The 13,146-nt window shown below is 57.7% G+C and carries 12 protein-coding genes; 5 read left to right on the top strand and 7 right to left on the bottom strand.

From position 1 onward, the window contains the following. Window positions 1-730: 730 nt before the first annotated feature. Both pssA and ilvC read right to left on the bottom strand, forming a co-directional pair. Entirely contained in the window at window positions 731-1,543 is an 813-nt protein-coding gene (gene pssA, locus HCI85_RS20820; RefSeq protein WP_167147880.1) for a CDP-diacylglycerol--serine O-phosphatidyltransferase, read from the bottom strand. 156 nt (window positions 1,544-1,699) lie between these two features. Continuing rightward, window positions 1,700-2,716, bottom strand: a complete 1,017-nt coding sequence (gene ilvC, locus HCI85_RS20815) for a ketol-acid reductoisomerase (RefSeq protein ID WP_160088600.1) — start codon at window positions 2,714-2,716, stop codon at window positions 1,700-1,702. A gap of 125 nt (window positions 2,717-2,841) precedes the next feature. Here ilvC and ilvY point away from each other — a divergent pair, with 125 nt between their 5' ends. Continuing rightward, entirely contained in the window at window positions 2,842-3,723 is an 882-nt protein-coding gene (gene ilvY, locus HCI85_RS20810) for an HTH-type transcriptional activator IlvY (protein WP_160088602.1), read from the top strand. Between the two features lie 86 nt (window positions 3,724-3,809). On the opposite strand, the gene ilvN is transcribed toward ilvY, so the two are convergent. Further along, entirely contained in the window at window positions 3,810-4,301 is a 492-nt protein-coding gene (gene ilvN, locus HCI85_RS20805) for an acetolactate synthase small subunit (protein ID WP_090256033.1), read from the bottom strand. Window positions 4,302-4,303: 2 nt separating this feature from the next. Beyond that, the gene (locus HCI85_RS20800; RefSeq protein ID WP_160088604.1) at window positions 4,304-6,028 is read right to left on the bottom strand and encodes an acetolactate synthase 3 large subunit; all 1,725 of its coding nucleotides are present in this window, start codon (window positions 6,026-6,028) and stop codon (window positions 4,304-4,306) included. Window positions 6,029-6,435: 407 nt separating this feature from the next. Here HCI85_RS20800 and HCI85_RS20795 point away from each other — a divergent pair, with 407 nt between their 5' ends. After that, the gene (locus HCI85_RS20795; protein ID WP_167147877.1) at window positions 6,436-6,879 is read left to right on the top strand and encodes a DUF4124 domain-containing protein; all 444 of its coding nucleotides are present in this window, start codon (window positions 6,436-6,438) and stop codon (window positions 6,877-6,879) included. A gap of 14 nt (window positions 6,880-6,893) precedes the next feature. On the opposite strand, the gene HCI85_RS20790 is transcribed toward HCI85_RS20795, so the two are convergent. The 3 genes from HCI85_RS20790 to mrcB are packed head-to-tail and all read right to left on the bottom strand — an operon-like array spanning window position 6,894 to window position 10,256. Continuing rightward, window positions 6,894-7,223, bottom strand: coding sequence for a YqcC family protein (locus HCI85_RS20790; protein WP_090256031.1), 330 nt, complete (start codon window positions 7,221-7,223; stop codon window positions 6,894-6,896). Then, on the bottom strand, window positions 7,223-7,921 hold the full coding sequence (locus HCI85_RS20785) for a tetratricopeptide repeat protein (RefSeq protein ID WP_090256030.1): 699 nt from the start codon (window positions 7,919-7,921) through the stop codon (window positions 7,223-7,225). The genes HCI85_RS20790 and HCI85_RS20785 overlap by 1 nt, the downstream gene beginning before the upstream one ends. A gap of 16 nt (window positions 7,922-7,937) precedes the next feature. Next, window positions 7,938-10,256, bottom strand: coding sequence for a penicillin-binding protein 1B (mrcB, locus tag HCI85_RS20780; RefSeq protein ID WP_167147873.1), 2,319 nt, complete (start codon window positions 10,254-10,256; stop codon window positions 7,938-7,940). A 118-nt stretch (window positions 10,257-10,374) separates the two neighbouring features. On the opposite strand from mrcB, the gene HCI85_RS20775 reads away from it, so the two are divergent. The 3 genes from HCI85_RS20775 (at window position 10,375) to HCI85_RS20765 (ending at window position 13,118) form a co-directional block, all read left to right on the top strand. Beyond that, window positions 10,375-11,937: a bifunctional aminoglycoside phosphotransferase/ATP-binding protein gene (locus HCI85_RS20775; protein WP_167147870.1), complete on the top strand. Its 1,563-nt coding sequence runs from the start codon at window positions 10,375-10,377 to the stop codon at window positions 11,935-11,937. Window positions 11,938-12,021: 84 nt separating this feature from the next. Next, complete coding sequence (locus HCI85_RS20770; RefSeq protein WP_090256027.1) at window positions 12,022-12,366, top strand: pentapeptide repeat-containing protein; 345 nt, start codon at window positions 12,022-12,024, stop codon at window positions 12,364-12,366. A gap of 11 nt (window positions 12,367-12,377) precedes the next feature. Further along, window positions 12,378-13,118, top strand: a complete 741-nt coding sequence (locus HCI85_RS20765; RefSeq protein WP_241693824.1) for a class I SAM-dependent methyltransferase — start codon at window positions 12,378-12,380, stop codon at window positions 13,116-13,118. Window positions 13,119-13,146: the final 28 nt, after the last annotated feature.

Raw genomic sequence — 13,146 nt, 5'->3', positions numbered from 1 at the left:
GACTTGCATGTGTTAGGCCTGCCGCCAGCGTTCAATCTGAGCCATGATCAAACTCTTCAGTTCAATACTGCTTGGGTTTTGAGAAAACCCTAAACTTAGCTCAGCAATCGTTGGTTACATCTTTGATCTCTCGCGGAGTAACTTGTGATGCTGATAATCTTGCGACTAGCAGTCTTACCTCACAAGCACCCACACGAATTGCTTGATTCAGTTGTTAAAGAGCGGTGGTTAAGTCTTTCGTCTCAACCGAGGCGCGCATTCTACAGCAGCCTCATTCTCCGTCAAGTGATTTCGAAAATTTCTTTTCAATCTCAACCACTTGCGCCTTCGATCAACATCTAGCTTCTCGTCAGCGGGAGGCGAATTCTACAGCGTTTCAAACCGCTGTCAACCACCTCTTTTACCGCCTTCGATCATCTCGACCGAACCCCTTCAGGCTCAAACACTACCCCCTGAAGAGGAGGCGGATTCTACGCAGCTTTCGCTGCTTTGCAACCCCTTTTTAAATCTAACTTCTTGTTTTATAAGAAGTTTAAGGAGCTGCTTACGCCTGAAGAGGTGCGCATTATAGGGACTGGCAAACGAAGGTCAATCGTTTATTGCGCTTTTGTTTCAATACCCGCGAAATCACTGGCTGTAGCCACACAAACCACTAGCGCGCCGCCTGCAGAAACGACAAAGCCGTTGAAGCTGACGCTTCAACGGCTTTGTCGGAACCACTACGCTGTAACTACGCGCTATTGCCGCGACGCAGGCGCAGCAAGTATTGAATAGGCCCCGAGGCCGCGTAAGCCAGGAAGATGATCAGCAAGATCCGAGGTGGATCACTGAACACCACCGCAAATACCAGCACCACCGCCAGAATCGCCACAAACGGCACACGCCCTTTCAGGTCGAGATCCTTGAAGCTGTTGTACTTGATATTGCTGACCATCAGCATGCCGGCAGCAGCCACAAGGATTGCAACCACAAAGGCCATATTGGAGCCCTTGATACCGAAATCACTGAAGGCCCATACCGTCCCCGCCACCACACCCGCAGCAGCCGGGCTGGCCAGACCGATAAAGTAGCGCTTATCGACGCTGCCGATCTGCGTATTGAAACGTGCCAACCGCAAAGCCGCACCGGCTACATAGATGAAGGCAACCATCCAGCCGACCTTACCCATACTGCCAAGCGCCCACTCAAACGCGAGCAAGGCAGGCGCTACACCAAAGGCGACCATATCGGACAGCGAGTCATACTCGGCGCCGAAAGCACTCTGGGTATTGGTCAATCGTGCGACACGCCCATCCAGACCATCCAACACCATGGCAACAAACACCGCAGCCGCAGCTACATAGAAGTTGCCGTTCATGGCATTGATGATGGCGTAGAACCCGGCAAACAGGTTGGCCGTGGTAAACAGGTTGGGCAGCAGATAAATACCGCGATGACGGACCTTGCGCCCTTCGGCATCATGCCCCTCCTCTATATGCTCATCGATTGGCAGCAAACTTTCGGCGTCGACGGGAGACTGCGGCTCATCTGGACGTTCATTCATGAACAACACCTTGCAACGGATTTGGAGAATTTCGACAGACACTGACGAACAGGGTTCACACCAGCGCCCATGCAACACTCAGGCTTTATACCAGAAGCCTTGCCGCACCATGAAAAAACGCGGCCTTGGCCGCGTTTTTTCTTACGTCATAAAACCTTAGTTCTTGGCTTTATCGACGATTTTGTTGGCACCGATCCACGGCATCATGGAGCGCAGTTGCTCACCGATGATTTCGATACCGTGTGCAGCGTTGTTACGACGCTTGGCGGTCATCGAAGGGTAGCCAGTTGCGCCTTCGCTGATGAACATCTTGGCGTATTCGCCGTCCTGGATGCGCTTCAGAGCATTGCGCATGGCCTGACGCGATTCAGCGTTGATGACTTCCGGGCCGGTCACGTACTCGCCGTACTCGGCGTTGTTGGAGATCGAGTAGTTCATGTTGGCGATACCGCCTTCGTACATGAGGTCAACGATCAGCTTCAGTTCGTGCAGGCACTCGAAGTAAGCCATTTCTGGCGCGTAGCCCGCTTCAACCAGGGTTTCAAAACCGGCCTTAACCAGTTCAACGGTACCGCCACACAGAACGGCTTGTTCGCCGAACAGATCGGTTTCAGTTTCGTCTTTGAAGGTGGTTTCGATGATGCCGGTACGGCCGCCACCCACGCCAGCAGCGTAGGACAGAGCAACATTCTTGGCATTGCCGGAAGCGTCCTGATAGATAGCGATCAGATCAGGGATACCGCCGCCCTTGACGAACTCGGAACGTACGGTGTGGCCCGGAGCCTTCGGCGCGATCATGATCACGTCGAGATCAGCACGCGGCACAACCTGGTTGTAGTGGATCGCAAAGCCGTGGGAGAAGGCCAGTGTGGCGCCTTTCTTGATGTTCGGCTCGATTTCATTCTTGTACAGCGAGGATTGGAACTCATCCGGGGTCAGGATCATGACCAGATCGGCAGCAGCTACAGCAGAAGCAACGTCAGTCACTTTCAGGCCATGGGCTTCAGCCTTGGCAACAGTGGCCGAGCCTTTGCGCAGGCCAACAGTCACGTCAACGCCGGAATCTTTCAGGTTGCATGCTTGAGCGTGGCCCTGGGAACCGTAACCAATGATGGCAACTTTCTTACCCTGGATGATCGAGAGGTCACAATCTTTGTCGTAATAAACTTTCATGTTCTTGGCTCTTTTAATCGAAAAGGGATGGGGTGCATGCACCGCGACGAAGACACCTTAAGTGATCCGCCCCATTGCGTAAAATGATATATTTGCAACACAACATGCCGATATTTGAAACGATCATGGATAGTCACGCACTCAGACTCTTTCTCTCCCTGGCCGACAACCTGCACTTCGGCAAAACCAGCCGCGAGCAACACGTCAGCCCTTCTGCACTCAGCCGCAGCATCAAGCAACTCGAGGACGAACTGGGCGCGCCACTTTTTCTGCGAGACAACCGCTCAGTCCGCCTGACCCGCGAGGGGCAACAGTTCCGCGAGTATGCGAGTGAGGTCATGAACGGCTGGCAAGCTATCCGCCAGACCTTTAAGCAGGACCAGTTGATCCTGCACGGCGAGCTCTCCCTGTATTGCTCGGTAACCGCTAGCTACAGCTTCCTCTATGACATTTTGAGCAGCTTTCGCCAGGACTACCCACGCATTGAAATGAAGCTGCACACCGGCGACCCGGCCAAAGCCGTAGAGCGCGTGCAAGAAGGACTGGAAGACCTGGCCATCGGCGCCCGCCCAGACAGCTTGCCCACTGGCGTCGCGTTTCAATCCATTGCTCGTTCCGCACTGTGCTTTATCGGCCCGCTGTCACCCCAGCTGTTAACCGAGGAACAACTGAAGCGCCCCGGCACGGACACTTGGAAAGACGTGCCGATGATTCTCTCAGAAGAAGGCCTTGCCAGGACCCGCACCGATCGATGGTTAAAAAACCACAACATCAAACCGCGCATTTACGCCCAGGTGAGCGGCAACGAAGCCATCGTCAGCATGGTCAGCCTGGGTTTTGGCATTGGTGTGGTTCCGCAAATCGTCCTCGACAACAGCCCGCTGACCGCACGTATCCGCATCTACGATATTCAGCCGCCGCTAACAGCCTACGACATTGGCCTGTTCGCGCTGGAGAAGCGCCTTAAAGATCCGCTGATTAACGCTTTCTGGAATCGCCAACGCTAAATTCTGGCAGCGAGTCACCCCCAGAAACGCAAAAAGCCCTCAGGGATCTCTCGCTGAGGGCTTTTCGTTTTATCAGTGCAACGCGATCAGATGCTCAACACCTTGTCGCCACGGGCAATGCCGGTAACGCCACTGCGCACGGTTTCCAGAATCGACGCAGTGCCGATGGCCTGGATAAAGCTGTCCAGCTTGTCGCTCGTGCCGGCCAGCTGAATGGTGTACACGCTGCTGGTCACATCGACGATCTGCCCACGGAAGATGTCGGTGGTACGTTTGACCTCAGCGCGCTGAGCACCAGTGGCCTTGACCTTGACCAGCATCAGCTCGCGCTCGACGTGAGCGCTTTCCGACAGGTCGACCAGCTTGACCACTTCAACCAGTTTGTTGAGGTTCTTGGTGATCTGCTCGATCACTTCATCATGACCCACAGTGGTCAACGTCAGACGCGACAGAGTCGGGTCTTCAGTTGGCGCTACAGTCAGGCTTTCGATGTTGTAGTTGCGTTGCGAGAACAGACCGACCACGCGGGACAATGCGCCGGGCTCGTTTTCCAGCAGCAGGGAAATAATGTGTCGCATGATTAGGTACGCTCCGTCTTGCTCAGCCACATATCGCGCATTGCACCGTCTTTGATCTGCATCGGATAGACGTGCTCACTGGTATCAACCTGAATGTCGAGGAACACCAGGCGATCTTTCATCGCGAAGGCTTCCTCCATCATCGGTTTTAGATCCTTTAGATCAGTGATGCGCATGCCGACATGGCCATAGGCCTCGGCCAGCTTGACGAAGTCCGGCAACGATTCCATGTAGGAATGCGAGTGGCGGCTACCGTAGTTCATGTCCTGCCACTGGCGCACCATACCCAGCGCACCGTTGTTAAGGTTGACGATCTTCACCGGCAAACCGTACTGCAGGCAGGTCGACAGCTCCTGGATGTTCATCTGGATGCTGCCTTCACCGGTTACGCAGGCGACTTCGTCATCCGGGAAGCTCAACTTGACACCCATAGCTGCAGGGAAACCAAAGCCCATGGTGCCCAGGCCGCCGGAGTTGATCCAACGGTTCGGTTTGTTGAAGCGGTAGTACTGGGCAGCAAACATCTGGTGCTGACCAACGTCGGAGGTCACAAACGCGTCGCCACCGGTGACTTCGGACAGCGTCTCGATCACGGTCTGCGGCTTGATGATGCTGCCGTCGCCCTTGTCGTAAGGGAACATGATGCGACCGCCACGCCACTCTTCGATCTGCTTCCACCAGCTTGCCAGGGCGTCCTTGTTCAGCTGCTCGCCGATCTCTTTAAGGATCGCGACCATCTCGGTCATCACGCTATCAACCGGACCGACGATTGGGATATCGGCCTTGATGGTCTTGGAGATGGAGGCCGGATCGATATCAACGTGGATAATCTTGGCATTCGGGCAGAACTTGCTCGCGCCGTTGATCACGCGGTCATCGAAGCGTGCGCCAACCGCCAGAATCACATCGGCGTGGTGCATTGCCAGGTTGGCGGTGTAGCTGCCGTGCATACCGAGCATGCCGAGGAACTGGCGATCAGTCCCTGGATAACCGCCCAAGCCCATCAGGGTGTTGGTGACTGGCAGGTTGAGCATCTGCGCCAGCTCGGTCAGCGGCGCTGCAGCACCGCCCATGATCACACCACCACCGGAGTAGATGACTGGACGCTTAGCAGTCAGCAGCAGTTCAGCGGCCTTACGGATCTGCCCGGAATGACCGCGCAGAGCCGGACTGTAGGAGCGCAGCTTGACCTTCTTCGGATAGACGTACTCGAACTTCTCAGCCGGGTTGGTCATGTCCTTCGGGATATCCACGACCACCGGACCAGGACGACCGGATTGCGCCAGATAGAAGGCCTTCTTCAAGACTTCTGGGATCTCCGAAGCGTGCTTGATCATAAAGCTGTGCTTCACGATCGGCCGGGAGATACCGATCATGTCGGTTTCCTGGAAGGCATCAGTACCGACCATGGTGCTTGGCACCTGACCGGACAAAACCACCATCGGAATGGAGTCCATATAGGCAGTGGCAATACCAGTAATGGCATTGGTTGCACCAGGACCCGAGGTTACCAGCACCACACCGGCTTTACCGGTGGCGCGGGCATAGCCGTCAGCCATATGAGTAGCCGCTTGCTCGTGACGAACCAGGATGTGTTGCACTTCCGGTTCTTTGAACAGGGCATCGTAGATGTGTAGAAGAGCACCGCCTGGGTACCCATAGATGTTCTTAACGCCTTCGTCACGCAAAAAGCGGACGACCATTTCAGCGCCGGATAAAAGCTCCACGTTGTTCACCTCTAAAACGCCAGAAAACCGCCCAACAAGGAGGACGGCCTAAGATAGGTTTACTGCCAGCAGAGCATGAGCGACGGTGGTCGCCGACTACGTCAGCTACAACTGAGCAAGTATTGGGAACTCCCCAAAGTGTTGCGGGGTTTTCCCACCCAGCGCGAGGTAACGCGTTGCGGGTGTAACAGGTCGGCGCGGGTGTGCGCCTCATGTCTACTGAGCTAAAGCCTGCTTGCGGCGGACTCCACTACAGCGAGCGTGGAATTGTTGGGATTCGGCGCGACCAAGTCAAGTAATCCGTGATTGAATCTGCAATCTTCTGCTGTGACGCAGCGCAGGATGACGATTCAGACAATTTGGTTATAGTAGTCAGCAGGCACCGCAGCTCAACATAAGGAAACCGCATGCGCCGCATGATGATCACCAGCAGCTTGCTGCTCGCCATGAGCGCCACCGCCATGGCCAGCCAGGTTTATAAGTGGGTCGATGCCCAAGGCGTGACGCACTTCAGCGCACAGCCGCCGCAAGGCCAAGACGCCACCAGCGTCAACACTGCAGCACCACCGCCAAAGCCTGCTGTTGCGGAAGAAAAGAAAGCAGCACCGACCTTCGAAAGCATCGCCGATCCTGAGCAGGCGGCCATCGATGAAAAGATCAAGCAGGAGGTTGCCGCCAAAGAAGTTGAGCGCAAGAAGTACTGTGAAGATGTGCGCACTGACCTCGCACAACTGCAGAACAACCCGCGCGTACGCGTCGATGTAGACGGTGAAGTGCGCCGCCTAAGCGAAGAAGAACGCCAGAGCCGTATCGGCGAAGCACAGAAGGCGATCGCCGAAAACTGCAAGTAAGCCGCTGGCGCGACTCAGGTCGCGCCAACAATCAACTGATCGAACTCACCCAGCAGCTTGATCAGTTCTCTGGCCTTTTTGGCCTGACCACCAAACACCTGCTCGGCCATCGGCTGAATTCCGGAAACACGGGGCAGTGCGGCCCCCGCCTCCACCATTTGTTTCATTCTCGGTAAGAATATCCACTGCAGCCACTGCTCGAACGCCAGCGTGTCGACACAAAATGGCTCCTGACTGGACAGCGCCTGCGCGCTGGGCGCCTGCGCATCCCACCAACCCTGCACGCGCAACTCTCGCTCAATGAGCAACAGCTGCTCCGCCACCGCAAGCACACGCGCATCCATTAGAGGTTAACTCGCGCCTGCTCACGGGCCTGCGCAGCACCGGCAGCATCGCCTTGACGCTCGCGCGCTTGAGCAATCAGGTTCCACAGGCTGGCCTGTAAAGCCGGACGACCGCTGGCATAGCTAAGGCCGCGACGAGCGAATTGCTCGGCCTGCGCAGCATCACCTTGAGCCAAGCGCACCTCGGCGAGCTTGTAGAGCACCTGCGGCTCACGTGGCGCAATGCGCTGAGCGCGCTCCAGGCTGGAAGCGGCACCGTTCAGATCGCCACCGCCCTGCTGTTGCTGGGCAGTCGTCAACAAGGCCAGAACCGGCCCGTCCAGCTGCTCATCCATGGCCAAACCACCACTTGGAATGCCACTGGGCGCAGGGGCGACATAGCCACCTTGAGTCGTAGCAGGCGCCGAAGCACTCCAAGGCTGCGAAGTTGTGCCGTTGTCCAGCGGTGCATTGGTCGCCGGGAACGACTGAATCGGCGCAGAACTCCCACCACCACCTGGCACCATCACGACCACGCCGGAGTCTTCCGGCAGGGCCTGAGGCTGTGTAACTGGAGCGCCATAGCTGCCAGGCGTACCTGACTGCGCGCCGGCGACCGCAGTGCCACCTTCAACGACCGGAATCGAGCCACGCGGCACACTGCTGCAACCCGCCAGTACCAGCGAAACCGTTACAGCTGGAATCAACCACTTATTCACGTCACACCCTCTTCGCTTAATCCAACCAGCCGCGTACCCAATCCATCACTTCATTGACCGGCGCCTGAATACCACAGGCCGGCCCGGCGACAGGCTGGCTGCCGCGAATATACGGCATCTGTACTGCATTCGGACAACTCGGGTCCGTTCCTTGGCCGCTGCTCGCATCCACCCAGGCCAGCACCACGTTGTCCGGTACAGGCATATCCAGCGGCAACGGATCGGCCTGACGCATAAAGTCCGTCCACACCTGCAGCGCACCGGTCGCACCGGTCAGCGGTGTCGGGCCATTGTCATCACGCCCCAACCAAACCACGGCCAGGACATCCTGGCTGAAGCCGGCGAACCAACTGTCACGGGAGTCGTTACTGGTGCCGGTCTTACCGGCGAGTGCCAACGAACGCGGCAGTTGGCTGTAGACCGAGCGCCCAGTGCCTTCTGACATCGTGCGTTGCATGGCGTTCTGCAGCAGGTAAATGGCACCGCTGTCGAAGCGCTGCTGAATCTGATACGGGTAGCGTTTGAGGGGTTCACCCTCCGCCGTCAACACCGCACGAATACCGCGCAACGGCGTATTGAAACCGCCATTGGCCAAGGTCTGGTACATGCTCGCCACGCTCATCGGGCTCAACCCGCCAGCGCCCAGCAGCATCGACGGATAGGCAGGCCATTCCTGCTCAACACCTAAACGGTTAAGGGTCTTCAGCACTTCCGGCACGCCGATTTCCAGCCCCAACTTGGCGGTCGACAGGTTGTAGGAGTTCACCAAGCCCTGGTACAGGTAAATGGTGCCATGGGCCTTGCGGTCATAGTTCTGTGGGCGCCACACCTGACCGTCCTGACCCTTGATCGAGAAGGGCTGATCTTCAAGCAAACTGGTCAGAGTGTATTGGCTCGGCCGCTCCAGCGCGGTCAGGTAGATGGCCGGTTTGATCAGCGAGCCAATTGGCCGCACCGCATCCAGCGCACGGTTGAAACCGGCAAAGCGTGGCTGACGGCTACCAATAATGGCTTGCACCTCGCCACTTTCTGGGCTGGTCACCACCATGCCCGCTTCCACCTGATCAACCCCTTTGCGCCCAGACAAACGCTTCAGCGTGCCGGCCAACGCACTTTCGGCTTTCAGCTGCATGATCGGATCGAAGCTGGTGAAAATGCGCAGACCTTCTTCAGTGAGGTCCTGCTCCTGGTAATCCTCGCGCAGCTGGCGTTTGACCAGGTCAAGGAAGGCTGGGAACGAGCTGCCTGCCAAGCTACCGCGCCGCGTGATACCCAACGGTTTCTGCTTCGCGGCATCCACTTCTTCAACACTGGCGACACCCTGTGCGGCCAGTACATCAAGCACCAGATTGCGCCGTTCCAGCGCCCGCTCCGGGTTGCGCCGCGGGTTGTAGTAGGTTGGCCCTTTGACCATACCGACCAGCAGTGCGACTTGATCAAGTTTCAACTCGGAGAGAGGCTGGCTGAAGAAGTATTGGCTGGCCAAGCCAAAACCGTGCACTGCACGCTGGCCATCTTGACCAAGGAAAACCTCGTTGAGGTAGGCCTCAAGGATGTCCTTCTTGTCGTAATGCAACTCCAGCAACACCGCCATCATGGCTTCGGTAGCCTTGCGGACCAGAGTGCGCTCGTTGGTCAGGTAGAAGTTCTTTACCAACTGCTGAGTCAGGGTACTGCCCCCCTGGCGCAGCTGACCGGCAGTGGCGTTGATCCATACGGCGCGGGCAATGCCTTTGGGCGACACACCGAAATGATTGAAGAACTCACGGTCTTCAATCGCGACCAGAGTTTCCACCAAATAAGGCGGCACCTGCTCCAGCTTGATCAGCACGCGGTCTTCCTGATGCGCCGGATACAGCCCGCCAATCAGCAACGGTTCAAGCCGGGCTACTGCCAGGTTGCCGCCCCCGGCCTGCGTCAGGCCCGCGACATAGTCACCGGAGAAGCGCACGCGCACGCGCTGCGACGGCTCGGTGCTTTCATAGAATTGAAAGCCGCGTGAATGCAGCTCGATATTGTTGCCCGCCACCGACACACCGCCGGGGCCAGCCACCGCGCTTTCACGGCGATAGCCCAAGGCATCCAGCTCCTTGAGGAAGTCATCCTTGGCCAGTTTCTGCCCAACGAACAACTCCAGCGGCCTGGCATAGACCTTGGCGGGCACAGTCCAGCGCTTGCCGGAGAACTTCTCCTGCACCACAGCATCGAGATAAACCGCAAACACGGCAAGCACCACCAAACCAACCAGACCGAGCTTGATAGCCCAGCCCAACCAGGGGCGCATACCGCCGGAACGGCGTTTAGAACGGGGACGGGAAGATCGGGTACGAGTCATGGCGCGGCATTATACGCACTTTGCCCACTTGCCAGCAGGCCAGCTCAGCGGTTTGCAGACTGGCGTTGAGCGGCCATAATGGCCGCCTCTTATATCAGCACAACGCCAAGGATCGCCCGTGAGCCAAGCTCTGATCACCGCACTGCAGAACCCGGCCCTCTACCCTCATCCTGTAGAGCAGTTCCAGGTCATCGAAACCCATATTTCCTGGGTGGTGCTCACCGGCCCCTTTGCCTACAAGCTCAAGAAACCGGTGAATTTCGGCTTTCTCGACTTCACCGAGCTGAGCGCACGCGAACACTTCTGCAAGGAAGAGCTGCGCCTCAACCAACGCCTGACCCAGGGTCTTTACCTGGAAGTACTGCCGATCAGCGGCAGCGTCGATGCACCGCAATTTGGCAGCGACGGTCCTGTCATCGAATACGCGCTGAAAATGCGTCAATTCCCACAAAGCCAGCTACTCAGTGAGGTGCAGGCGCGTGGTGAACTGAGCGAAGCGCACATCGATGCCCTGGCCAAACAGATTGCCGACTTCCACGGTTCGACCCCAGCCGTCGCAGCCAGCCATGCGTTATGTACCCCTGAAGCAATCGTCGCCCCCATGCGGCAGAACTTCGAACAGATCCGTCCAATGCTCAGCGACGCAGCCGACCTGCAGCAACTGGAAGCCCTTGAAGCCTGGACCGAAGCTAACTGCGCGCGCCTTGAACCGCTGCTGGCCGCACGCGCGGCCAATGGCTCGATTCGCGAATGCCACGGCGACATCCATCTGGGTAATGCCACACTGCTGGACGATCAAGTGGTGCTGTTCGACTGCATTGAATTCAACGAACCGTTCCGCCTGATCGACATCGCCTCGGACGCCGCTTTCCTCGCGATGGACTTGGAAGACCGGGGCCTCAAGGCCCATGCCTGGCGCTTCGTCAATGGCTGGATGGAGCACACCGGTGATTACGCCGCTCTGGAGCTGCTGAATTTCTACAAAGCCTATCGCGCCCTGGTACGCGCCAAGGTTGCGTTGTTTAGCCTGGCCCATCAGACCGATGCTGTGCAAAAGGCCGTGACCCTGCGCCGGTACCGCAACTACGCCAACCTGGCAGAAAGCTACAGCGCCATCCCATCAAGCTTCCTGGCCATTACCCACGGTGTTTCCGCTGTCGGCAAAAGCCATGTGGCCATGCGTCTGGTTGAAGCGCTCGGCGCTGTTCGCCTGCGTTCGGATGTGGAACGCAAACGCCTGTTCGGTGAACAGAAAGATGCCGACCTCGGCAAGCTCAGCGCCGGGATCTACACCCAAGACGCCAGTGCCGCCACCTACCAACGCCTGCACCAGCTCGCCGAAGCCACATTGCGCGCTGGTTTTCCGGTCGTGATCGACGCCACTTACCTGAAGCACGCACAGCGCGACGCGGCGGGCCAGGTCGCAGAGAACTGCGGCGCACCTTTTCTTATTCTGGAATGCCACGCCCCAGATGAAGTAATTGCCAGTTGGTTGGAGCAACGCAACGCCGCCGGCAACGACCCGTCCGACGCCACCATGGACGTTGTAAAGGCCCAACACGCCAGCCGCGAAGCACTGAGTGAGCAGGAGCTGCTGCACAGCAAGCGCGTCGACACCCACGAAAGCGCCAGCCTAGATACCCTGATCGCACGTATTCGTCAGCGCTTGCCGGGCGTTTAATCAGTTCAGGGAAACGCATCCGCAGCGCGAGCAGAGCGCGCCGCGACTTCTATACTGAGGATAACCCTCATATGGAGATGCCCCATGAGTCAGCCCAGACAACTGGATAACCCGTTGTATGCCCTGATCCACAATGAAAAAATCTCAGCCTTCAATGCTCAGAAGCCCAAGGATGTCATCGTCGACCTGAGCGACGGTGATTTTCGCGGGCTTGACCTGCGCGCCCTTGACGCACAGGGCATCAACTTCACCAACGCTTACTTCCGCGGCGCAGATTTACGCGGTCTGGACCTGCGCGACGCTCAACTGCAAGGTGCCAGCCTGGCCCACGCGCAGATTTCTGGCGCTTACTTCCCCGTCGAACTGACAGCTGACGAGATTCTGATGTCGGTTAATTTCGGCACCCGCCTGCGCTATAACACCCGGTGAGCGGCAACGATGTGAGCCAACTGTTCGGCGCCCGAGCAGATGCTTACGCCAGTTTTCGCCCGCACTATCCAGCCAGTCTGTTTTCCTGGCTGGCCGCGCAATGTGCTTCACACCAACGGGCACTGGACATTGCGTGCGGCAGCGGGCAGGCCAGTCGCCCACTGCGGCAGCATTTCAAGCAGGTGCTGGCCAGTGATGCCAGCCTCAAGCAAGTGGTAGCCGGCAAGAATTACGCGGGGGTGCAACGGTTCATCGCCGAAGCGCATGCGCAACCGCTGCCTAATCACAGCCTGGACCTGATCGTGGTAGCGCAGGCACTGCACTGGTTCGCCACTCCAGCGTTCTTCAGCGAAGTGCGTCGCCTGCTCAAGCCTGGCGGCGTGTTCTGTGCCTGGTGTTACGGCCTGATGCGCATTGACGATGAGCTGGACGCACTGATCGACGATCTTTACTGGAATACCCTCGGCGGCTATTGGCCTGCAGGCCGCGCCAGTGTCGATGTCGGCTACAGCGATATCGACAATCCCTTTACCCAATGCACTCCGCCGGCCTCGGCGATCGAAAGCAGCTGGACGTTGGAACACCTGCTGGGCTACCTGCGTACCTGGTCGGCGGTTCAGCGCTATGAGCAGGAAAATGCTACGGACCCGGTGTACCAATTACTGCCCGAGCTGCAGCAAATCTGGGGTGATGCCAAACAGCCACGCTTTGTCCGCTGGCCGCTACACTTTCTGGCAGGTACGCCAAACTGACTCCACCGCATAACGGCTCAACAGCGCA

Source organism: Pseudomonas sp. OTU750018, from assembly GCF_011636575.1.
In the GTDB taxonomy this organism is placed as follows: Bacteria; Pseudomonadota; Gammaproteobacteria; order Pseudomonadales; family Pseudomonadaceae; genus Aquipseudomonas; species Aquipseudomonas peli.
This window is presented reverse-complemented; position numbering and strand designations above follow the sequence as displayed.